Raw genomic sequence first — 22,757 nt, forward strand, 5'->3', positions numbered from 1 at the left:
CAAGGCGGCTGATCATCGACCGCCTCGCAGCCCATAGACCGGATTAGTCTAATTTATCTTCTGCAGTTTCAAAGTTTTGAATCGCATCTTCATGCACTTCTTCAACTTGTTCTGCAGCTTGTTTTTCTAATTCTTTTGCAGATTGTTGTTCAGCAAATTTTGTTAAAGCATCTACTGTAATCAAATCATCATCTTCGTCATCCATGTCGCGTAATTCGATTTCTTCGTCTTGGATATCTAAGACACGCATGTCTAAACCTAATGATTGTAATTCTTTAACTAATACACGGAATGATTCTGGTACACCAGGTTTTGGAATTGGTTCGCCCTTAACGATTGCCTCGTATGTTTTCACACGACCAACAACATCATCTGATTTGTATGTCAAGATTTCTTGTAGGGTATAAGCAGCACCATAAGCTTCCAGTGCCCAAACTTCCATTTCCCCAAAACGTTGTCCACCAAATTGAGCTTTACCACCCAATGGTTGTTGTGTAACCAATGAGTAAGGTCCAATTGAACGAGCATGTAATTTATCATCGACCATGTGGGCAAGTTTAATCATATACATAACCCCAACAGACACACGTCCATCAAAAGGTTCCCCAGTACGTCCATCATAAAGAACTGTTTTAGCATCGCTAGCCATACCAGCTTCACGAACTGTTGCCCAAACATCTTCATCAGTCGCGCCATCAAATACAGGAGTCGCTACGTGGATTCCTAATTGACGTGCAGCCATACCTAAGTGTAATTCTAATACTTGTCCGATGTTCATCCGAGATGGTACCCCTAATGGATTCAACATGATATCGATTGGTGTTCCATCAGGTAAGAATGGCATATCTTCTTCTGGCATAATACGGGATACAACCCCTTTATTACCATGACGACCGGCCATTTTATCCCCTTCATGAATTTTACGTTTTTGAACGATATAAACACGAACGAGCATGTTAACACCTGGTGACAATTCATCGCCAGCTTCACGAGTAAAGATTTTTACGTCGTGAACGATTCCGCCACCACCATGTGGTACACGTAATGAAGTATCGCGAACTTCACGAGCTTTTTCGCCAAAGATTGCATGTAGCAAGCGTTCTTCTGCTGATAATTCAGTTACACCTTTTGGAGTGACTTTACCAACAAGTAAATCGCCATCTTGAACTTCCGCACCAATGCGGATAATGCCCATTTCATCTAAGTCTTTCAAAGCGTCTTCCCCAACGTTAGGGATTTCGCGAGTAATTTCTTCAGGTCCTAATTTTGTATCACGAGCTTCTGATTCGTACTCTTCAATATGAATTGAAGTATAAACATCATCTTTTACAAGACGACGGCTCATGATAATCGCATCTTCATAGTTGTAACCTTCCCAAGTCATGAAACCAACTAAAACGTTTTGTCCTAGCGCCATTTCACCTTGTTCCATAGAAGGTCCATCTGCTAAAGTATCACCTTTTTCAACGCGTTCACCTAAAAGGGCGATTGGGCGTTGGTTATAACTTGTTCCAGAGTTTGAACGACGGAATTTTGTTACAACATATTTATCTAATGCTCCGTTATCACGACGAACACGGATTTCTGAAGCATCTACATACTCAACGACACCGTCATGTTTACACAATAATGCAGCACCTGAGTCATGCGCAGATTTATATTCCATACCAGTACCAACCCATGGTGATTGCGGATTGATCAATGGAACAGCTTGACGCTGCATGTTGGCACCCATCAAGGCACGGTTGGAGTCATCGTTTTCCAAGAAAGGAATACATGCTGTCGCAACAGCAACTACTTGCTTAGGAGAAACGTCCATGTAGTCAACTTTATCAATAGAAACTTCTAAGTTTTCACTTTGTGCACGAGCCATTACAACGTCTTCAGCAAATGTACCATCTTCATTTAGAAGGCTGTTTGCTTGGGCAACGATATAGTGGTCTTCAATGTCAGCAGTTAGGTAATCAATTTGATCAGTAACACGCCCTGTCGCGCGATCAACTCGGCGATATGGTGTTTCAATAAAACCAAACTTATTAACTTTTGCATAACTTGACAAACTGTTAATTAATCCGATATTCGGACCTTCAGGGGTTTCAATCGGACACATACGACCATAGTGAGAATAGTGAACGTCACGAACTTCATAACCAGCACGGTCACGAGTCAAACCACCAGGCCCTAAGGCTGATAGACGACGTTTGTGTGTTAACTCACCCAATGGATTTGTTTGGTCCATGAACTGTGATAGCTGTGAAGAACCAAAGAATTCTTTGATACTTGCTACAACTGGACGAATATTAATCAATTGTTGTGGTGTTAAAGTCTCTGTGTCTTGAATAGACATTCTTTCACGTACCACACGTTCCATACGAGCTAAACCAATACGGAATTGATTTTGTAATAATTCACCAACTGAACGGATACGACGATTACCTAAGTGGTCGATATCATCAACATTCCCGATATCTTCCATTAAGTTCAAGAAGTAACTCATTGAAGCAATAATATCTGCAGGACGAATTGTCTTAACAGCTGCTTCTGGGTAACCATTACCGATTACGTTAACTTCACGTTCTGGATCTTTTGGTGAAAAGACTTTGATCACTTGAACAGTCATTGGATCAGTTACTACACCGTCTTCAGATGGGTAATAAGTAACTGAGTTTAAGCCATTGTCAATAAATGGAGCTAATGTTTCCATCACTTGGTGAGTCAACACAGTTCCTTTTTCAACGATGATTTCACCAGTTTCTGGATCAACTAATGTTTCAGCTAATGTTAAGTTTAATAGACGTGTTTTTAAGTCTAATTTCTTATTTACTTTGTAACGACCAACATTTGCTAAGTCGTAACGTTTTGGATCGAAGAAACGAGCATTTAATAAGTTACGAGAACTATCTGCTGTTTTTGGTTCTCCTGGACGTAAACGTTCGTAAACATCTTTCAAACCTTCTTCTGTACGTGAATCACTTGCATTTTTGTGCAAGTCTTTTTCAATAGTGTTACGCAATGTTTCGCTATCGCCGAAGATTTCAAAAATCGTATCATCAGAACCAAATCCTAATGCACGAACCAAAACAGTCAAAGGAATTTTACGTGTACGGTCGATACGTACATAAGAAATATCTTTTGCATCAGTTTCCATTTCCAACCAAGCACCACGGTTAGGAATAACTGTTGAGCCAAAGCCTTCTTTTCCGTTTTTATCTATTTTCCCATGGAAGTAAACACCTGGTGAACGAACTAATTGAGAAACAATTACACGTTCAGCACCATTGATAATAAATGTACCTTGTTCAGTCATTAGTGGGAAATCGCCAAAGAATACTTCTTGTGCTTTGATTTCACCTGTTTCACGATTTGTTAAACGCAAAGTAACATGTAATGGTGCAGAATAGTTAGCGTCATGTGCGCGAGCTTCTGCTACTGTATACTTAGGTTCCTTAAGTTCATAATCCACAAATTCCAAAGATAAATTGCCATTAAAATCATCGATTGGCAAAATGTCTTCAAACATTTCTCTAAGTCCTTCATCTAAGAACCATTGGTAAGAGTCTGTTTGAATTTCAATCAAATTTGGTAATTCCAACACTTCACTGATGCGTGCGAAACTTCTACGTTCGCGATGTTTTCCGTATTTTACTACGTGTCCAGCCAAGCTCTTCACCCCTCTAAAATGTCATTCAAAAAGACTACCCGACTAATTGTTACAAAAATATTTCAAATATTTTTTTTAGGTAACAACAGACATTTTTTGCGGCTTTTAGGCAAAAAAAAACCAAAAATAGAACAATCTCTTGAAAACTTACTTTCGTGAGCTCCTACTTTTGTTTCTCTTATAAAGCCGAAACGGACAATATTTCGTTTCTGCCTTTCATTCATCAGATAGTTTTTGCAACTTCATATAATACACGTATTTCGTACAAAAGTCAACCTCTCATCGCTTACCTCACTTGCTTTCGCAACCTTTTCTTAATTTTTCATCTACTACCAATTTTTTTCATTGTTCACTTTTGTGTTGACAGACCAAACCTCCTTTGCTAAGATTGAGAAAATTTATTTTGTGGAGGAACTACTATGATTACTAATCGAATAACACCAACACAACTGAATAACTTTTACTTTAGCTACTTTAGATAGGTTTGTATTCATCATGATGGATACAAACGTTAAACAACTTGTTTGTATCTATGATGGCTAAAGAACTTTGTATTACGCAAAAAGCCACGTAGACATTACGCTAAGTGGCTAAGCAAAGAAAATACAAAGTATTTCTGGTACCATACTTTTCTATTTATTTTCTCGCTTTTTCGAATCCATTTAGACGTCATGTCTGAATGGATTTTTTTGTTTCTTAAAACTAAGGAGGAAATCAAATGAAAAAGAATGTATTAATTGGACTTGGACTAACAGTATTACTTGCACTAGGCGGCTGTGCTCAAAAAAGCGAAGCAAAAAATGGCGATGAAGAAATGAAAACCGTCGGCGTACTTCAACTTGTACAACATAATTCACTCGACGATTCCTATAAAGGATTCAAAGAAGGCTTGTCAGAAGGTGGCTACGTTGAAGGCAAAAATTTAACGATTGACTATCAAAACGCTCAAAACAATCAGGATAACTTGAAAAGTATGAGCGAAAAATTAGTCAAAGAAAAACCTGATTTATTATTGGGAATTGCAACACCTGCTGCCCAATCATTACTAAATGAAACGACAACTATTCCAATTACTGTTACTGCGGTGACTGATTTAAAAGAAGCAAAACTAGTTTCTTCCAACAAAGAACCTGGCGGGAACGTCACTGGAACTTCTGATATGGTTCCAATCAAAAAACAAATTGATTTATTACTAAGCATCGTTCCTGGCGCTAAAAAAATCGGAATCATGTACAACAACGGTGAAGCAAACTCTAAGCTTCAAGGCGATCTTGCTCAAAAAGAATTAAAAAAAGCGGGAATCAAAGTAAAAGTCTTAACTGCCAACTCCACCAACGATGTTCAACAAGTAACGAAAAGTTTAGCCAAAGATGTTGATGGTATTTATATTCCAACAGACAATACATTTGCTAGTGCCGCAAGTGTCGTTGGTGAAGTCGCAAAAGAAACGCAGACCCCTGTCGTCGCTGGTTCAGCTGCACAAGTAAAAGAAGGCGGACTTGCAACTGTCGGCATTGATTATGAAAAACTTGGAAAACAAACTGGAATCATGGCTGCAAAAATTCTTGATGGAAAAGCAACACCCGACTCACTTCCTGTCGAATCTGCAGACGATTTAGAACTAGTTGTGAATGAAAAAATGGCAGATGCTTTAGGGATTGATCCTTCCAGCATCAAAGTAGCCGAATAGCAGACAATAGGAGGAGCAAAACATGTTAAATCTACTTTCAATTTTCTTATCATCTGCCTCACAAGGTGTTCTTTGGGCATTATTAGCAATTGGTGTTTATATTACGTTTCGTATTTTAGATATTGCTGATTTAACTGCTGAAGGAAGTTTTCCTTTAGGTGCTGGAATTGCAGCAATGAGTATTACACAAGGAATTCATCCTTTGCTTGCCTGCCTGCTAGGTTTTTTAGGCGGTGCGTTAGCTGGATTAGTTTCTGGCTTGCTTCATACCAAACTAAAAATCCCTGCATTACTTGCAGGGATCATTACCATGACAGGTTTGTATTCTGTGACCTCACGAGTGATGGGCGCACCTAATATCTCATTGCTTGGACAGCCCACTATTTTTGAATGGGTCGAATCATTGGGTGTTTCAAAAACAACTGCCGTTTTAATTGTCGGTTTATGTATCGCTTTACTGATTGTTTTTCTACTAGTGTTTTTTTTAAGAACAGAAACAGGGCTTGCAATTCGAGCAACGGGAGACAACCTAGCGATGAGCGAAGCAAATGGAATCAACACGGATAACATGAAAATCATTGGCTATATGATCTCCAATGGTTGTATTGCTTTAGCTGGCTCATTGCTTGCACAAAACAATGGCTTTGCTGACTTGAATTCTGGAATTGGCACAATTGTTATTGGCTTAGCTTCGATTATTATTGCGGAAGTTTTATTCCGTAACCAACCTCTACTTTCACGTTTCTTAACAGTCATTCTTGGTGCAGTGATTTATCGCTTCATTTTGGCACTCGTTTTCGAATTGAATGTCGAACCTAGTGACTCTAAATTAGCTTCTGCATTAGTTTTAGTTATCTGTTTATCTTTCCCACAAATTCAAGAAAAATTGCGCATTCCTAAATTCAATCGAGGAGGGAACAACAAATGAGTCCTGTATTGACAATTAAAGATTTACATCATACTTTTGAAAAAGGAACAACAAACGAAAATCATGTACTAAAAGGAATCAACCTCGCACTCCAACCAGAAGATTTTGTAACAATTATTGGAGGAAATGGTGCTGGAAAATCTACCTTACTTAATAGCATTGCGGGAACTTTTACTGTCGATCAAGGGCAAATTCTCTTACGTGAACAAGACATTACCAAAAAATCTGTAGTAGAACGTTCCAAAAATATCAGCCGTGTATTCCAAGATCCCAAGCTAGGGACAGCTGTTCGCTTAACTGTTGAAGAGAATTTAGCTCTTGCAATGAAACGAGGCAAAAAACGTGGTTTCTTTCGTGGCGTAAAGCCTCAGGACCGCCAATTTTTTAAAGAACAACTAGCAAGCCTGAATTTAGGATTAGAAAATCGTTTGACTACAGAAATTGGTTTATTATCTGGCGGGCAACGACAAGCAATCACATTATTAATGGCGACGTTACAACGCCCCGAATTGATTTTATTAGATGAACATACTGCTGCACTGGATCCGGCAACTTCTGCTACTGTAATGGAATTGACTCAGAAATTAATTCAGGAACAAAAATTAACAGCTTTCATGGTTACACATGATATGGAAGATGCCATTCGTTACGGCAATCGCTTAATCATGTTGCATCAAGGGCAAATCGTTGTTGATATTGCAAATGAAGAAAAACAACAATTAACTGTTACTAAATTACTTGATCTTTTCAAAAAGAATAGCGGTACAACACTGAAAGAAGATACTGTTCTTTTAGCTTAATTCAATAAAAAGAAAAGCAGCTGAAATTAACTTTTTACTATTGTATACGAAGAAAGCCAGAATTTGATACAATAGCAAAAAAGGAGTTGGATAATCAGATGGCTACAAAAGATACTGTACTTCGTTTACTAAAAAATTCAACGACATTTCTTTCTGGAGAAAAAATTGCCCAAGAACTACAACTTTCTCGTACCAGTGTTTGGAAAGCAATCAAAGAATTAGAAAAAGCGGGCTATCAATTTGAACATGGGCCAACCGGCTATCGGTACTTACCCTCTGATGTACTAGACGCAACAGAAATCAAACAGGAACTTCAGAACGACCAGCCACATTTGCACGTGCAGACAATGGCTACTTCTGAATCAACGATGCAAGATGCAAAACTAGTTGCCGCAAAAGGAGCAGACTACCCTGCATTATTTGTGGCAGACATGCAGGAAAATGCACGTGGTCGTTTCGGCCGACCATTTTTTGCCGAACCAGAACGTGGCATTTACATGAGTTTACTTTTGCATCCCAACCAAGAGTTTGATGAATTACCTCAATACACTTTAGTTGCAGCCAGCGCTTGTGCTAAAGCAATCGAAAAACTTACGGGGGCATCAACTCAAATCAAATGGGTCAATGATATTTATATCAATGGTAAAAAAGTTTGTGGTATTTTATCAGAAGCGATTAGCGATATGGAATCTGGCAGAATCAGCCATGTAATTATTGGGATGGGTATTAATTTTTCATTACCACAAAATGAATTTCCCCAAGAAATACAGCAAAAAGCAACTTCTATATTTCCTGATGGTCATGCAACGATTACTCGTAATCAATTAATCATTGAAATTTGGAAAGAATTATTTGCTTACTTACGTGAGCCAGCAAATAAAGAATACTTATCCTTCTATCGAAAAAAATCATTTGTTTTAGGTAAACAAGTTTCTTTTACTCAAAAAGGTATCACGTATCATGGCGTTGCTAAATCAATTACGAATACAGGTGAATTAGTAGTTCAAACCCCTCAAGAACTTAAAATATTATCTTCTGGGGAAATCAGTCTTTCATCAATCAATTAAAAATACGCATACCTTATGACAAATTTTCTATCATAAGATATGCGTATTTTTTATTAGATATTTTGAAAAAGAATAGTTAACAATAATCCTAAAACATAGCTACCATTAAACAAAATCATGTTTTTGATGGAATAACTAAAACTAATTGGTTGTGGCAAACTTTTTTTGAATGCTTGCAAGTTCCCGTGAATTTTCGGAAAAGTTGCTAAGATAATCAAGATTGGCCATTCAAATACGCCCGTCAACAATCCTAATAATATCGCTACATAACTAGCATACATCAAGCTTTGAAAAAGAACTGTTCCCACTGGGCGACCAATATAAAACACTAACGTATAACGATGATTTTCAATGTCTCGATCAAGATCTCTTAAATTATTGGCTAGCATGATATTGGCAATTGTAAAAACTAATGGTAAAGAAGCAAGAACAATAGCCGCAACTGCCCAAAAATTTCCTTCCAACGTAAAATTACCAGTTTGGAAATCAATCATTAAATCATAGACATTCGTATTATGAGTATTGACATAAACAACCATTGCAAAAATCCCCAGACCCATCGTAAATCCACTAAAAATTTCTCCTAATGGCATACGTGATAAAGGAATGGGACCAAAAGTATAAAACACACCAATAAAACAGCAAACAGCGCCCATCACTAACAGTAACCAGCCCGTTTGGATTGTCAAAATGATACCGATAATAAAAACAAATGCAATCATTCCCAAAATCATATTTCGAATAATTTTTGGTGAAGTATTTGTTCGACCAATTACGTTTTCTTGATATTTATAGACTTCCGAATGCGCTTTTTGATAATCCATATAATTATTGATTGCTGTCGTTGCTAAATCAAAAACTAACATTCCTATAAAAAATAAAAGTGTACTTAACCAGTGTACTTCATGAAAAAAAGCGATAGAGAATAAGACCCCTATCGCAAAAGGAAATACACTTGCCACTTTTGTTCGAATCTCAACGACTTCTAAAAAAATTTTCAGTGACATCTGCTTACTCCTATTCTAGCTTCGAACGATCACCCATTGAGTAATCTGAGTCCTCCGCTAATTTGAATTCATCTTTGATTGGATCAGTCACATAGACTTTTCCTTCTTTGGTAACAAAAATAGCATTTGTTCCATTATCTAATTCTTCAACATAAGATAACCCTTTTTTCACACCCATTGAGAAAACTGCTGTTGAAAGGCCGTCACCATCAATTGATTTATTTGTGATGATTGTCACACTAGCAATATCATTGTCAAAAGGATATCCTGTTTGAGGATCAAATAAATGATGGTATTTCACACCATCTACTTCCAAATAGCGTTCATAAATTCCAGAGGTTACGAGCGTTTTATTTTTTTCTTTGATTGTCCCTAAAACCGAACCACGAGCAAGATTAGGATCCTGAATGCCGACATTCCAATCTTGATTTTCTCCACGAGGACTGTGTCCTAAAACATACACATTTCCGCCTAAATCAACAATTGCTGTTGTTACGCCGTTATCTTTTAGTACCTTGACAACTTCATCCGTAATGTATCCTTTAGCAATTGCCCCTAAGTCAATAATCATTCCTTTTTCTTTTAAGTAAACAGTTTTTTCTTCATCATTCAATTCAATTTTATGATAGTCAACTAATTTTAAAGCTTGATCAATTTCTTCTTGTGATGGTTTTCTGGCATCATCAAAACCAATGCGCCACAGTTGTGTTACTGAACCAATTGCCATGTCAAAACCGCCACGAGAATCTTCACTATATTCATACGCTTTCTTCACAAGTGAATAAACATCATCAGAAACTTTAACAGGTTTAATACCTGCTTGTGCATTGACCTCATCAATCTCGGAACCTGATTGATTGATTGTAATTTTGTCGCCTAATTCTTTTACTCGATCAAAGGCTGGTGTTAATACAGATTTTTTTCCTTCATCATACACTCGTATTCGTACATAAGTTCCTAACAAGAATTTTTCTTGTGCATATGGTTCACTCAAAATTCCTTTGGCTGGTTTATCGCTATCAGCTGTCTTTTCAGATGATGAACCACAACCAACTAGTGCAACTAAGGTACATACGGCTATTAAGGAAAGTAGTAATTTTTTACGCATAATTTTCCCCTTTTTACTTATTCTCAAGTTATCATACCTTCTTTTTTTCTAAATGAAAAGGTCGACACCAAAAAGAAAGAGGCTGATCCCAATTAAGTGATCAGCCCGTCATCATTTCTTGTTTAATTATTTAGTTACGATGTTGTCAACTTCAATTGTCGTTGTATCGCCTTTTTCAGCAGCATTGATCAATTGTTGACCATACATAATAAATGAATGTGAGCTATGTGTAGCACCTGTTACTACTTCTACATCAGCTGGTGAACCGTCTTCTTCACTCATCACTTTAACTAATTCTTCGTTTAGTTCTGGGATGTATGTTTCTGGAGCAGTTCCGCTTTTTTCTTTCATTGATTTGTTGTATTCAGCGTCATCTTGTTTTGATTTTCCATCTGCATTGATGTAATCAAAGTTTGATTTTGTAACTTTACCATCAGCTACAGTTAATTCAAATGTTGTACGGTAACCATTTTTTTCATTTTTTTCTTCTAAAGTATAAGTACCATCTTTCAAGTCAGCACCATTATCAATTTCAATTGTTTCTGTGTTTCCAGCTTGAGCAGCTTGGACTAATTGTTGAGCGTAATTTTGGAAGCTTTCTGATGAATGAGTCGCTCCTGTTACTACTTCTACATCACCTGGGTTTTGTGCTTCAACAAATTTTTCATTTAATTCAGGAATAAATGCTTCTGGATTTGTACCAGATTTTGCTTTCATATTTTTATTGTAATCAGCATCTTCTTGTTTTGATTTTCCATCTTCATTTACATTGTCATAGTTTGATTCAGTGATCTTTCCATCTTTAACAACGATTGTGAACACGGTACGATAACCATTTGAATAATTTTTTTCTTCTAATTTATATGTGCCATCTTGTAATTCTCCACCTGCGATTACAGTTGCAGTTGATTCAGTTGTTGAACTTTGTGAAGATTGTGCAACTGAAGATTCTGAAGTTGAACTTTCTGAACTACTGTTGTTGTCTGCTCCACAAGCTCCTAATACCAAGGCTGAAAACGCTAAAACAGCAAATCCAGTTACAAAACGATTCTTTTTCATTATTAACCCACCAATCCCTTTTTATAATTCTTATAAATAATTTGTGATTCATTATACATTCTAATGAATCACACCAATAAGTCAACCGTTTTCTTAAAAAAATAACATGAATATGTAAATCGTTTTCTTTCAGTAACTTTCGTGAAAAAAGCGCTTAATAATCTTTTGATTAAAAAATGGAAAAGGAGTTAGACAAATTTACATAACGTATATATAATGTAAAATGATTGTGTAATAATTATCAAACTGAAATGTTTACTAAGGAGCGGATTATCAATGACAAAGCAAAACATTGTCGTTGTAGGTGCAGGGTATGCCGGTGTGTCAGCAACAAAATTACTGGCAAAAAAACTTAAAAAAGAAGACGTAACGATCACTTTGATTGATCGCCATTCTTATCACACTATGATGACAGAACTACATGAAGTTGCCGGAGGACGTGTTGAACCAGAAGCCATTCAATATGACTTACAACACTTATTCTCTCGCCAAAAAAATGTGCAATTAGTTACCGATACAGTAATTGGTATCGACAAAGAAAAGAAAATTGTTAAAACAAAACTAGGTACTTATCCATTTGATCAATTGATTTTAGGTATGGGTGGTGAACCAAATGATTTCGGAACTCCTGGAGTGAAGGAACATGGATTCACACTTTGGTCATTTGAAGACTCAGTAAAAATTCGTGAACACATTGAAACAACTGTTGCTAAAGCAGCAATTGAACCAGATGATGCCTTACGAAAAGCAATGCTAACATTCGTTGTCTGTGGTTCTGGATTCACTGGGATTGAAATGATTGGTGAGTTAATCGATTGGAAAGCTCGTTTAGCAAAAGACTATAAATTAGATCCAAACGAAATTACTTTAATGGTTGTTGAAGCAATGCCAACAATTTTAAATATGCTTGATCGTAACGACGCTGCTAAAGCAGAACGTTACTTACAAAAGCACAACGTTGAACTATTGTTAAATTCACCAATCGTTGAAGTGGATGCGGATCACATTAAATTAAAAGACGGACGTCAAATTCCAACACACACATTAATTTGGACTGCTGGTGTCAAAGGTACAACGGATGCTGCTGACTTTGGTCTTGAAACAGCACGTGGCCAACGTCTAGTTGCTAATGAATACATGCAAGCTAAAGGATATGAAGATAAAAACATTTATATCATTGGTGATTTAGTATTCTATGAAGAATTTCCAAATACACCAACTCCTCAAATCGTTCAAGCGGCTGAACAAACAGGTCATACTGCTGCTGCAAACATCGTCGCTTCTATTAAAGGCGGCGAGAAACATAAATTCAAAGGAAATTATCAAGGATTTATGGTTTCAATTGGAGCCAAATGGGGCGTTGCAAACTTATTTGATAAAATTCATTTAAGCGGATTTTTAGCTATCATTATGAAACATATCGTTAACTTAAAATATTTCTTCGATATTCGTTCTGGTTACTATATGTTCCAATACTTGATGCATGAGTTCTTCCACATTAAAGATGATCGTAATGTTGCCCGCGGACATTCTTCACGTTACGGAAATGTTTTGTGGAGTGTTCCTCTTCGTGTTTTCTACGGACTGGTATGGTTTATAGAAGCTGGTAAGAAAATTGTTGGTGATGGTGAAGTACTAAAACCTAGCACTTGGTTTGGTGAAGGTTCATGGTTCCAAGGAAATAGCGTATTCCCTTGGACATGGGAATACAACGTTGCAGATGTTGCAAGTGGCGCATCAGCAGCCGGTGATGCAACAACAGCTGCGAGTGGTGCTGGTGAAGCAACAGCAGAAACAGCTACACAAGCTGCACACTTTGGTTTAAGTTACGCTTATGGCGAACAACCAATGGCAGTTATCGAAAAATCACCAAATTGGTTTACAAAAATCATGCAATTTATTATGCCCAATAATGACGTTGCAATGTTCTTCCAAAAATTCATGGTCTTCTTCGAAATTGCTTTAGCATTAGCATTGATTGCAGGATTATTTACATGGTTATGTAGTGCAACAACAATCGTTCTTGTCATTACTTTCTGTCTATCAGGTATGTTCTATTGGGTAAACATTTGGTTTATCTTTGTAGCATTCGCACTTATGAATGGTTCTGGTCGCGCAATTGGTTTAGATCGTTGGGTTATCCCATGGTTACAACGTACACTAGGTAGTTGGTGGTATGGTAGACCAAAAGCTCGCTACGGCGAAAAATAAAATGATTTTAGAAGAAAGTTCTAGGGGAACCTAGGACTTTCTTTTGTTCCTATGCTAAAATTGGAGCAGTTATTCTGGAACAAGGGGGTCAATTACAGAATGAAAGATTTTATCAAGAAAAGTTTACTCAAACCATGGGATATTTTCATCATTATGCTTTTGATTGTCCTTTCTTTTCTACCAATTATTATTTTTGGGAGTCAACAAAGTCAGTCTGTTGCAGAAAAAGAAGCTGTTTTACGCGTAGATGGAACAGAAATCAAAACGTTTCCTTTAATCAGTGGAAATAAGAGCTATACTTACACATATACAGATGCAGATGGCGACTACAATATTATTGAGATTGCCGGTGATAAAATACGAATGAAAGAAGCAGATTGTGGGGATCAAATTTGTGTTCGTCGTGGATGGGTAACGAAAAACGGCGAGACAATTGTTTGTTTACCTCATAAATTAGTGATTGAAGTTCGATCAACAGACGGGAGTGAGGCAGACAGCTTGATTTACTAGCTGGAAAAATTATGAGCAAACTACAAAAATTAATTTATATCTCCTTACTCGTGGCTCAAGGAGTCATTATTGGTTTATTAGAGAATATGATTCCTTACCCGTTTGCTTTTGCTCCTGGTGCAAAATTAGGATTAGCAAATTTAATTACCATTGTAGCCATTTTTACAATGAAAAAAAGAGATAGTTTCCTCTTGATTTGGTTGCGTTTATTTTTAACAACTTTACTTGGCGGAACGATTTCAACTTTTCTTTATAGTATGAGCGGTGCTTTATTGAGTTACTTTGGAATGCTTTTGATAAAACAATTAGGGCCAAAACGCGTCAGCATTATTGGAATCAGTGCTACAGGTGGTTTTATGCATAATGTAGGTCAATTAGTCACTGCGTCCTTTATTGCCCAATCTTGGACAGTTATGCTGTACCTACCTGTCCTTTCAATTTTTGGCATTTTATCTGGAATCGCAATTGGTATTGCCGCAAATTATTTATTACAGCATGTCCAAACACTTCAACGATTCCAACTGGATTATGAACGGGAAACCAAACAAAAATGGAGCCCAGTGTTTTTAAAAAAATAATCGTTATACGAGGAGTTTTTTATGAATCTACATCCAATGTGGAAAAATTACCCAACTTTAGCTTTAGAACTAGAAGCTACGTTAACCAAAATGGAACAAATCATCAATCTTAAAAATAAACCTGTCGAGCAAGCAATTCGTGAAACAATTCATGCTGGTGGGAAGTTATTACGACCAGCTTATCAATTACTTTTTTCACAATTTGGATCAGAACGTGATCGTGACAAAGCAATTTCGCTTGCTGCGTCAATTGAAATGTTACACACAGCAACACTCATCCACGATGATATCGTTGATGAGTCAGATTTACGCCGTGGAAAGCCCACTTTACGTAATCAATTTGGGAACACCGTTGCCGTATACGCGGGCGATTATTTATTTGTTTGTTGTTTCAAGTTATTATCAGACTACTCAACATCACTTAAAAGTTTACAACTAAACTCAAGAAGTATGGAAAAAGTACTCGATGGTGAACTTGGACAAATGGATGACCGTTATCAATACAATTTATCTGTAAAAGAATATTTAGAAAATATCTCAGGAAAAACCGCTGAACTCTTCCAATTGAGTTGTTTTATTGGTGCCTATGAAAGTGGTACATCTGAATATTTTGCTAAAAAAGCAGGTGAAATTGGCAAAAATATCGGACTTGCTTTTCAAATCATTGATGATATCTTAGATTACACACAAGACAGTGAGGAAATTGGTAAACCGGTTTTGGAAGACATGCGTCAAGGTGTCTACTCACTACCATTGATTTATTCTTTGCAAAAGGAACAGGCTGCCTTACTTCCTTATTTAGAAAAAAGAGGAGATATGAATCTTGAAGACGTCAACACAGTCCGACAATTAGTTCATGAATTTGGTGGTGTTAAACACGCACAACGATTAGCTGCTAAATATACCGATGCTGCTTTGAAAGATATTCAAAAATTACCTCAAACAACTGAACAAACCAAAGAAAATTTATTAACTTTAACACAAACAATTTTGACTAGAACAAATTAAAAACGTTCAAGCAAAAAAATCAATAGTGATTTTTTGCTTGAACGTTTTTTATTTTATGAATTTTCTAGCGCATAGTTACGAATTCTTCTGCCCCAGTTGGATGAATAGCCACTGTGTCATCAAAATCTGCTTTTGTTGCACCCATTTTGATGGCAACAGCAAAACCTTGTAACATTTCATCTACACCTACACCAACAGCATGTAGCCCAACGATTTTTTCTTCTTTTCCAACACAAATCAGTTTCATTTCACATTTTTGACGATAGTCACTCAGTGCAAAGTACATTGGAGTAAAACGTGAGCGATAAACTTTGATTTCTTTTTCACCATATTTTTCCAATGCCTCTTCTTCTGTCAAACCAATCGTAGCAATTGGTGGATGTGTAAAGATCACAGTCGGAACTAAGTTATAATCCAAATGTTCATCTTTCTTGTCATTAAATAAACGCTCTGATAACCGGCGTCCAGCAGCAATTGCCACTGGTGTTAGATCGATTTTCCCAATGACGTCACCCACAGCAAAAATATGTTCATCTGTTGTATTTTGATACTTATCAACTTGAACAAAACCTTTTTTTGTAAGTGTTACATTTGTATTTTCTAGTCCAAGATTTTCAGTATTAGGTACACGACCACCTGCAAAAAGCACACAGTCACCCGTTAACGTATTACCGTTCTCAAAAACAACTGTATAATCTTCTTCATTTTTGATAATCTCAACCGCTGTATGATTAGCAAAAGTCTTCATTCCTGCTGATTGGTATATTTCAATCAGGTTATCTGATAGCATCTTATCAAATGTGCGTAAGGGTCTTTCTTTTCGATATGCCCACATCACTTCACTACCAAACCCTTGCAACACGCCAGAAAGTTCTGCAGCAATATATCCTGCACCTAGTACAACTGTTCGAGCTGGTAACTCAGTTAATTCAAAGAAACCGTTAGAATCAATTGCGTATTCACCACCAGGGATTTTCATTTGACTTGCACGACCACCTGTCGCAATTAAAATTTTAGGTGCTTGGTATTGTTCACCATTTACTTCAACTGTTTGACTATCAATAAATGTTGCATATCCCTTAATTGCATCTACTTGATTACTGTCTAATCCTCGCTGATAAGCTCCATGTAAAAAGTCGATATATTTTTGACGTTTTTCTACTAATTCGGAAAAGTCAACCTTCGTTACATCTGCTTGAATTCCATAGCTTGATGCATCTCGCTCAATTGTTTCTAAAATCGTGCTTGCTTGCCACATCACTTTTTTAGGTACACAACCGACATTTACGCAAGTTCCGCCAAGTTCATTACTTTCAATCAATAAAACTTTCGCGCCATACATACCCGCACGGTTCGCAGAAGCAATCCCGCCGGATCCTCCACCAATCACGATATAATCATAGGTTTTCATTTCGTTCCTCCTAGAAAAGACGAGTTGCCTCGGTCATTATTCTTTCTTTTTACGAATCATATCACCTGGTTTAACTGGTTGCTCAACCGGCATTGTTAAAATCATCATTGGATTTGGTGCACGGTCAATTGATTCGCCGTCCTCATTATACATAACTTCTACCGTTTGATAAAAATGATTGAACCCAGGACCATAAAACTCAATTTCATCCCCAATAGAAAATAAGTTTCTTTGACGAATTGTCGCCATTTTCGTTTCAGTATCATAAGCTAAAACTTCTCCAACGAATTTATAAACAGGGATTTTACGTCGCGCACCAAATAATTGCTCGTTCTCACTCGGCGTATCATAATAAAATCCAGTTGCCAGTTCTCTTTGTGCAACTTTCCACAATTCATCAATCCACTCTTGTTTACATACATAATTTTCTGGATCAGCCATATAACTATCTACCGCAGCTTTATAAACATTTGAAACCGTAGAAACATAATGAATTGATTTCATTCTACCTTCGATTTTAAAGCTGTCTACGCCGTTTTCGATTAGTTCAGGAATATGTTCGATCATTGACATATCTACAGCACTCATTGAAAATTCTTCTTCGATTTCTCCAGAATCTGTTAAACTATTACGTTCTTGACCAAACGGCATATCAAACAAGCCATATTTCCAACGACATGATTGTGAACATCCACCACGGTTTGCATCACGCATCGACATGTGATTAGATAATGTACAACGACCAGAATACGAAATACACATAGCTCCATGGATGAATGCTTCTATCTCAATGTCCGTATTTTCACGAATAGCTGCAACTTCTTCCATTGATACTTCACGAGCCAAAACAACTCGTTCCAAACCTTCCTCTTTCCAAAATTCCAAAGTTTCAAAATTGGTAGCAGAAGCTTGTGTTGACAAATGAATTGGTAACCCGGGTGCTTCTGTTGCACAAATTTCAATTAATGCTGGATCAGAGACAATCACAGCAGAAATACCAACATCACGTAAACTACGGAAAAATTCTCCCGCTCCTTCTTCGTTTCCTTCATGCGTAACCATATTTGCAGCTACATAAACTTTTGCTTGATGTTCTTTTGCAAAAGCAACACCTTCAGCCATTTCTTCATAAGTAAAATTACCCGCGCGACTTCGTAACCCATAAGCATTTCCACCGATATAAACAGCATCAGCACCATAATGAATAGCCGTTTTTAATTTTTCTAATGTTCCAGCCGGAGCTAAGACTTCCGGACGTTTTAATTTCTTTTTGGTTGTCATTTTTCTTTCGTCATACTCCTTATTTGATTGAAGTAGGATCAATATAAAAGAATCCTGTATCCAATTCTCGATTTTCTGGATGTAACTTGCGAACTTTCTCTGTTAATTCGTTTGCTATTCCTTCGTTCCAATTTCCTGCTAAAATATTATTTTTTGCTTCGACAAATAACTTAGCAATTTCAACAAAAGCTTCTCCTGAAGTGAATAAACCATCTAGTTTCCAAGTTTGATAATGATAAGTATTTAATTGTTCCAACTCGTTCATTAAATTCAAATCATTACTTGCAAAAATATGTGTGCCATGACTATCTTCGTAAATCGAATAGTGAGTTTCTTCTTTCTTAGGTTCAGAAATAAAAAGACCTCTTTCACGTCCAACTTCTTCTGTTTGTTGTGTATAGTTATAATAATTTTGTAATAGTGGTCGTTTTGATTGATGGATACAAGTAGCACCGTATACTAAAATTTCTGTTGGAACTGCTAGTGATTCTGCCATTGCTTTCATCTCATCAAAAGGAACTTCTCTCGATAAAACAGCACCAACAGCTCCTTTTTTACTCCAAAAATTAATTTGGCGTGAACTCGTTACCAGTGTTTCACCATCATAAATAAACGGCAACCGTAATTCTGGATTTTTCTTCATTGTATAAATAATTCCAGTGTCGCCTACCGTAATGACATCTGTTCCAATTTCTTTTAAAAATTGAAGATATTCTGGTACCTTTTTCATTTTTTCTGGATGAATAATACCGTTAACAGCGATATTCGCTTTTTTTCCATATTTATGTGCTAATTCAACTAATTCGCACTGTTCATTTCTAGTAAATGAAGCCGGCAAACGTAACCCGAATTGTTCTTCACCAAAATATAAAGTATCAACACCTGCTTTTAGTAATTCTTCTGCTTGGTTAAATGATTCAACAGTAGTTATGATTTCGATCATAGTTACCTCCTTCTACAACCTCATAATAGTAGCATAGGTCTAAAAACTTTCCAATAGTCCGTTATATTTAAAGTTGGATTTTCGAAAATATATTTTGGTTTTCTTAGTTAGAAAGTAAAAAAATGACACAAAAATCAATTTTGATTTTTGTGTCATTTATCCAATCTAGATTCAGACAGAAACGATTTCCTTTCTAACTTTCGGTTCTCTAACATTCAAAGTGATTTTCCCTTTCGAACCACCAATAGTTACTCGATCACCTAGATGAATCTCCCCACTAAGCAAAGCTTCACTCAATCGATCTTCGACTTCTTTTTGAAGAGCACGACGGATTGGACGAGCGCCATACTCTGGATCAAATCCAGCTTTACCAATGATATCAATTGCAGCTTGGGTAATTTTCACTTCAATATCTTGGTCTGCTAAACGTTTTACAATCGCTTTACTCATAATTTGAACAATTTCACGAATTTCTTCTTTGTTCAGAGAATGGAAGACTACTGTTTCATCAATTCTGTTCAAGAATTCGGGACGAAAGGCTTTCTTTAATTCTTCCAAAATTCTTTTTTGCATTGCTTTATGATCTTTTGTTAAATCTTGGACGTTAAATCCAACATTTTTTTCTTCTCGAATTTGTGTCGCTCCAATGTTCGATGTCATAATTAGAATTGTATTTCTAAAATCAACTTTTCTACCCTTTGAATCCGTCAAATGACCATCATCAAGTACTTGTAATAATAAGTTAAAAACATCTGGATGCGCTTTTTCAACTTCATCTAACAAGATAACTGAATACGGTTTTTGGCGAATTTTTTCTGTTAATTGTCCACCTTCATCATAACCAACATAGCCTGGAGGCGAACCAATCAATCGACTAGTACTATATTTTTCCATAAATTCAGACATATCTACACGAATTAATGATTCTTCACTACCAAACATTACTTCGGATAAAGCTTTTGCAAGTTCTGTTTTTCCAACACCTGTTGGGCCAAGAAACATGAATGAACCAATTGGACGCTGTGGATCTTTCAACCCACTCCGTGCTCGACGAATTGCTCTAGATACTGCTTTAACCGCTTCGTCTTGTCCTACTACTCGTTCATGTAATAATACTTCTAACTCTAACAAACGGTCGCTTTCTTTTTTCTCCAGTTGTTGTAATGGGACACCTGTCCATTCAGACACAACTGTTGCAACATCTTCATCCGTTACTCGATTAGCGTAACCACTTGTATTTTTTTCTTCTATCAACAAAAGTTTTTCAAGCTTTTGTGTAGCTTTCTTTTCTTGGTTGCGCAAATGAGCTGCAGTTTCAAAATCCTGTTTTTGAATTGCTCTTTCTTTCTCACTAATTAAACGGTCAATCTCAGCTTTAACTACAACTGACTCGCTTACATCACTCGTTTGATCTAATCGAACTTTTGCTGCCGATTCATCAATCAAATCAATTGCTTTATCTGGAAGCTGTCTAGAATTGATGTAGCGAACAGAAAGGGTAACTGCAGCGCGTAAAGCTTCATCAGTAATTGCTACACCATGATGTTCTTCATAACGTGAACGTAACCCACGCAAGATTTCTTCTGCTTCTTCAGCTGAAGGTTCCTCTACCTGAATACGTGCGAAACGTCTTTCTAAAGCAGAATCCTTTTCGATGTACTTTTGGTATTCATCTAAGGTTGTCGCACCAATTGTTTGAAGTTCACCGCGCGCCAATGCCGGCTTTAGAATATTTGATGCATCAATCGCGCCTTCAGCACCACCAGCGCCAATCAATGTATGTAGCTCATCAATAAACAAAATAACTTGGCCATCATTATAAATTTCGTCAATTACTTTCTTCATACGATCTTCAAATTCGCCACGATATTTTGTTCCTGCCACTAAAGAACCCATATCTAGCATCATCAAGCGTTTTGAACGCATTTCTTCAGGTACTTCACCTAAAATAATTTTCTGAGCCAATCCTTCAGCAATGGCTGTTTTACCAACGCCAGGTTCTCCAACAAGAACAGGATTGTTTTTTGTTCGTCGACTTAATACTTGGATTACTCTTTTCACTTCTTTTGAACGACCTACAACAGGGTCTAATTTATTTTCTTTCGCTAATTTAGTTAAATCACGTGCTAACGAATCTAAGGTCGGTGTTCCTTTAACGGTCTGACGTTTGTCTTGCGGACTTCTCCGACGACTAGCATTATTTTTAGGTCCTTCATTCATACCCATTTTTCGTTTAAGCATTTGGCGAACAGTAGAAACATCGACCCCTAGATTAATAAGAATGCGTGTAGCCATAATACTCTCATCTTTTAGTAAGCTAGCTAAAATCTGTTCTGTTCCGATTTTTTGAATATTCATTTTTTTTGCTTCGCTATTAGCTAATGCAAAAATTTGTTTCATTCGTGGTGAGTATGGGAGATAAATTCCTTCTGTATACTTATTTACGCCACCATAACCAATTAAATGTTCAATTTCTTCATAAATATCTGTTTCATTTACACCTAATTCACGTAAAACTTTTCCAGCAATTCCATTAGGTTCCAAAACTAAAGCTAACAAAATATGTTCAGAACTAACAGATTGGTGTTTTAATCTTTTTGCTTCATCTTGCGCAATTTCTAAAACTACTTGGGCCCGTTCATTAAAAAGTTCTTCCATCAATCTTCACTTCCCATCTTCATAACTTAACCGTTCTAAAAAAGATCGTAGAATTCTAGCACGAATATGACCTTCTAAGTCACTGTAATTTAGAGTACTTTTTGCAATAGCACTAAGCATTAAGTTTCCTTCTTTTTTTGTAATCATCTTATCTTCATATAGTTTTTGGATAATTGAAAATGAATCTTTTTCACTAATCGTTTCATCGAATAGCTGATTAATTTGGTCCAACATATGTCTCTTATCAGAAATTCGAACTTTTGCAATTCTAATATAGCCTCCACCGCCGCGTTTACTTTCTACTAAATAACCGCGTTGGATAGTAAAACGAGTATTTATAACATAATTTATTTGCGAAGGAACGCAGTTAAAGAGGTCTGCCATTTCAATCCTTCGAATCTCAATCATTTCATTTTCTTCTAGAATTTTTTTTATATATGACTCAATTAAATCCGAGGTATTTTGATGTGCCATCTTCTTCATTCCCTTTGACTAATATTGACCTTAATTATAGCTAATTTAAACAAAGAATGAAAGGAGAATGCCTTTAGTTAATAAAAGTTTCAATAAAATACTATTTTAGAACAAAAAAAATACGGAATAATCTATTCCGTATTAACGCGCCCAAGAGGAGTCGAACCCCTAACCTTTTGATCCGTAGTCAAACACTCTATCCAGTTGAGCTATGGGCGCATATTCAATTAATAAAAATTATAAAACAAATTTAATAAAAAATCAATAAAAAAATCGGGAAGACAGGATTCGAACCTGCGACCCCTTGGTCCCAAACCAAGTGCTCTACCAAGCTGAGCTACTTCCCGAAAAAATAAAAAGACT

17 protein-coding genes and 2 tRNA genes are annotated in these 22,757 nt (G+C 36.6%); 8 read left to right on the forward strand and 11 right to left on the reverse strand.

Features of this window, described 5'->3' with window-relative positions; all coding sequences use genetic code 11:
• Window positions 1–43: 43 nt before the first annotated feature.
• Window positions 44–3,661: a DNA-directed RNA polymerase subunit beta gene (rpoB, locus tag AB3I20_RS09410; RefSeq protein WP_075491746.1), complete on the reverse strand. Its 3,618-nt coding sequence runs from the start codon at window positions 3,659–3,661 to the stop codon at window positions 44–46.
• A 718-nt stretch (window positions 3,662–4,379) separates the two neighbouring features.
• Here rpoB and AB3I20_RS09415 point away from each other — a divergent pair.
• The 4 genes from AB3I20_RS09415 (at window position 4,380) to AB3I20_RS09430 (ending at window position 8,146) form a co-directional block, all read left to right on the forward strand.
• The gene (locus AB3I20_RS09415; RefSeq protein ID WP_368027211.1) at window positions 4,380–5,351 is read left to right on the forward strand and encodes an ABC transporter substrate binding protein; all 972 of its coding nucleotides are present in this window, start codon (window positions 4,380–4,382) and stop codon (window positions 5,349–5,351) included.
• Between the two features lie 22 nt (window positions 5,352–5,373).
• Window positions 5,374–6,279, forward strand: coding sequence for an ABC transporter permease (locus AB3I20_RS09420; RefSeq protein WP_067484466.1), 906 nt, complete (start codon window positions 5,374–5,376; stop codon window positions 6,277–6,279).
• The gene (locus AB3I20_RS09425; protein ID WP_067484464.1) at window positions 6,276–7,079 is read left to right on the forward strand and encodes an ABC transporter ATP-binding protein; all 804 of its coding nucleotides are present in this window, start codon (window positions 6,276–6,278) and stop codon (window positions 7,077–7,079) included. The genes AB3I20_RS09420 and AB3I20_RS09425 overlap by 4 nt, the downstream gene beginning before the upstream one ends.
• Window positions 7,080–7,177: 98 nt before the next feature.
• Window positions 7,178–8,146, forward strand: coding sequence for a biotin--[acetyl-CoA-carboxylase] ligase (locus AB3I20_RS09430; RefSeq protein WP_368027212.1), 969 nt, complete (start codon window positions 7,178–7,180; stop codon window positions 8,144–8,146).
• Window positions 8,147–8,199: 53 nt separating this feature from the next.
• Here the strand turns inward: AB3I20_RS09430 and menA are convergent, their stop codons facing one another.
• From menA to pplA, 3 genes are all read right to left on the reverse strand, one after another.
• Window positions 8,200–9,153: a 1,4-dihydroxy-2-naphthoate polyprenyltransferase gene (menA, locus tag AB3I20_RS09435; RefSeq protein WP_067484458.1), complete on the reverse strand. Its 954-nt coding sequence runs from the start codon at window positions 9,151–9,153 to the stop codon at window positions 8,200–8,202.
• 10 nt (window positions 9,154–9,163) lie between these two features.
• Window positions 9,164–10,261: an FAD:protein FMN transferase gene (locus AB3I20_RS09440; protein WP_067484456.1), complete on the reverse strand. Its 1,098-nt coding sequence runs from the start codon at window positions 10,259–10,261 to the stop codon at window positions 9,164–9,166.
• Window positions 10,262–10,387: 126 nt separating this feature from the next.
• The gene (gene pplA, locus AB3I20_RS09445; RefSeq protein WP_067484454.1) at window positions 10,388–11,320 is read right to left on the reverse strand and encodes an extracellular electron transfer flavoprotein PplA; all 933 of its coding nucleotides are present in this window, start codon (window positions 11,318–11,320) and stop codon (window positions 10,388–10,390) included.
• A gap of 276 nt (window positions 11,321–11,596) precedes the next feature.
• Here pplA and AB3I20_RS09450 point away from each other — a divergent pair, with 276 nt between their 5' ends.
• The 4 genes from AB3I20_RS09450 (at window position 11,597) to AB3I20_RS09465 (ending at window position 15,627) form a co-directional block, all read left to right on the forward strand.
• A complete protein-coding gene (locus tag AB3I20_RS09450) occupies window positions 11,597–13,531 on the forward strand; it encodes an NAD(P)/FAD-dependent oxidoreductase (RefSeq protein WP_067484452.1) in 1,935 nt (644 codons plus the stop codon).
• Window positions 13,532–13,630: 99 nt separating this feature from the next.
• On the forward strand, window positions 13,631–14,041 hold the full coding sequence (locus AB3I20_RS09455; RefSeq protein WP_067484449.1) for a NusG domain II-containing protein: 411 nt from the start codon (window positions 13,631–13,633) through the stop codon (window positions 14,039–14,041).
• An 11-nt stretch (window positions 14,042–14,052) separates the two neighbouring features.
• Complete coding sequence (locus tag AB3I20_RS09460) at window positions 14,053–14,619, forward strand: Gx transporter family protein (RefSeq protein ID WP_071869254.1); 567 nt, start codon at window positions 14,053–14,055, stop codon at window positions 14,617–14,619.
• Between the two features lie 21 nt (window positions 14,620–14,640).
• Window positions 14,641–15,627 carry a polyprenyl synthetase family protein gene (locus AB3I20_RS09465; RefSeq protein ID WP_368027213.1) on the forward strand — a complete coding sequence of 329 codons (987 nt, stop codon included), beginning with the start codon at window positions 14,641–14,643 and terminating at the stop codon, window positions 15,625–15,627.
• A gap of 64 nt (window positions 15,628–15,691) precedes the next feature.
• Here AB3I20_RS09465 and gor read toward each other — a convergent pair whose 3' ends face one another.
• From gor to AB3I20_RS09500, 7 genes are all read right to left on the reverse strand, one after another.
• Window positions 15,692–17,038 (reverse strand): glutathione-disulfide reductase, encoded by a 1,347-nt coding sequence (gene gor, locus AB3I20_RS09470; RefSeq protein ID WP_368027214.1) that lies wholly within the window; start codon window positions 17,036–17,038, stop codon window positions 15,692–15,694.
• 36 nt (window positions 17,039–17,074) lie between these two features.
• Window positions 17,075–18,319: a U32 family peptidase gene (locus AB3I20_RS09475; RefSeq protein WP_095803882.1), complete on the reverse strand. Its 1,245-nt coding sequence runs from the start codon at window positions 18,317–18,319 to the stop codon at window positions 17,075–17,077.
• A gap of 19 nt (window positions 18,320–18,338) precedes the next feature.
• Window positions 18,339–19,262: a peptidase U32 family protein gene (locus AB3I20_RS09480; RefSeq protein ID WP_368027215.1), complete on the reverse strand. Its 924-nt coding sequence runs from the start codon at window positions 19,260–19,262 to the stop codon at window positions 18,339–18,341.
• A 171-nt stretch (window positions 19,263–19,433) separates the two neighbouring features.
• Complete coding sequence (locus tag AB3I20_RS09485; RefSeq protein WP_368027216.1) at window positions 19,434–21,920, reverse strand: ATP-dependent Clp protease ATP-binding subunit; 2,487 nt, start codon at window positions 21,918–21,920, stop codon at window positions 19,434–19,436.
• A gap of 6 nt (window positions 21,921–21,926) precedes the next feature.
• Window positions 21,927–22,394 (reverse strand): CtsR family transcriptional regulator, encoded by a 468-nt coding sequence (locus tag AB3I20_RS09490; protein WP_067484428.1) that lies wholly within the window; start codon window positions 22,392–22,394, stop codon window positions 21,927–21,929.
• Window positions 22,395–22,539: 145 nt separating this feature from the next.
• A tRNA-Arg gene (locus tag AB3I20_RS09495) sits at window positions 22,540–22,613 on the reverse strand.
• Window positions 22,614–22,667: 54 nt separating this feature from the next.
• Window positions 22,668–22,741, reverse strand: a tRNA-Pro gene (locus AB3I20_RS09500).
• Between the last annotated feature and the right edge of the window lie 16 nt (window positions 22,742–22,757).

It is taken from the genome of Enterococcus sp. C50, assembly GCF_040887505.1.
Classification (GTDB): Bacteria; Bacillota; Bacilli; order Lactobacillales; family Enterococcaceae; genus Enterococcus_B; species Enterococcus_B thailandicus.

What these genes read in the sequence shown, in the direction of transcription:
- AB3I20_RS09475 (WP_095803882.1), bottom strand. Translation starts at nt 18,319, where the DNA reads ATGACAACCAAAAAGAAATTAAAACGTCCGGAAGTCTTAGCTCCGGCT.
- AB3I20_RS09465 (WP_368027213.1), top strand. Translation starts at nt 14,641, where the DNA reads ATGAATCTACATCCAATGTGGAAAAATTACCCAACTTTAGCTTTAGAA.
- AB3I20_RS09480 (WP_368027215.1), bottom strand. Translation starts at nt 19,262, where the DNA reads ATGATCGAAATCATAACTACTGTTGAATCATTTAACCAAGCAGAAGAA.
- AB3I20_RS09415 (WP_368027211.1), top strand. Translation starts at nt 4,380, where the DNA reads ATGAAAAAGAATGTATTAATTGGACTTGGACTAACAGTATTACTTGCA.
- AB3I20_RS09440 (WP_067484456.1), bottom strand. Translation starts at nt 10,261, where the DNA reads ATGCGTAAAAAATTACTACTTTCCTTAATAGCCGTATGTACCTTAGTT.
- AB3I20_RS09455 (WP_067484449.1), top strand. Translation starts at nt 13,631, where the DNA reads ATGAAAGATTTTATCAAGAAAAGTTTACTCAAACCATGGGATATTTTC.
- pplA (WP_067484454.1), bottom strand. Translation starts at nt 11,320, where the DNA reads ATGAAAAAGAATCGTTTTGTAACTGGATTTGCTGTTTTAGCGTTTTCA.
- gor (WP_368027214.1), bottom strand. Translation starts at nt 17,038, where the DNA reads ATGAAAACCTATGATTATATCGTGATTGGTGGAGGATCCGGCGGGATT.
- AB3I20_RS09450 (WP_067484452.1), top strand. Translation starts at nt 11,597, where the DNA reads ATGACAAAGCAAAACATTGTCGTTGTAGGTGCAGGGTATGCCGGTGTG.
- AB3I20_RS09420 (WP_067484466.1), top strand. Translation starts at nt 5,374, where the DNA reads ATGTTAAATCTACTTTCAATTTTCTTATCATCTGCCTCACAAGGTGTT.
- AB3I20_RS09490 (WP_067484428.1), bottom strand. Translation starts at nt 22,394, where the DNA reads ATGGCACATCAAAATACCTCGGATTTAATTGAGTCATATATAAAAAAA.
- menA (WP_067484458.1), bottom strand. Translation starts at nt 9,153, where the DNA reads ATGTCACTGAAAATTTTTTTAGAAGTCGTTGAGATTCGAACAAAAGTG.
- AB3I20_RS09460 (WP_071869254.1), top strand. Translation starts at nt 14,053, where the DNA reads ATGAGCAAACTACAAAAATTAATTTATATCTCCTTACTCGTGGCTCAA.
- AB3I20_RS09425 (WP_067484464.1), top strand. Translation starts at nt 6,276, where the DNA reads ATGAGTCCTGTATTGACAATTAAAGATTTACATCATACTTTTGAAAAA.
- AB3I20_RS09485 (WP_368027216.1), bottom strand. Translation starts at nt 21,920, where the DNA reads ATGGAAGAACTTTTTAATGAACGGGCCCAAGTAGTTTTAGAAATTGCG.
- AB3I20_RS09430 (WP_368027212.1), top strand. Translation starts at nt 7,178, where the DNA reads ATGGCTACAAAAGATACTGTACTTCGTTTACTAAAAAATTCAACGACA.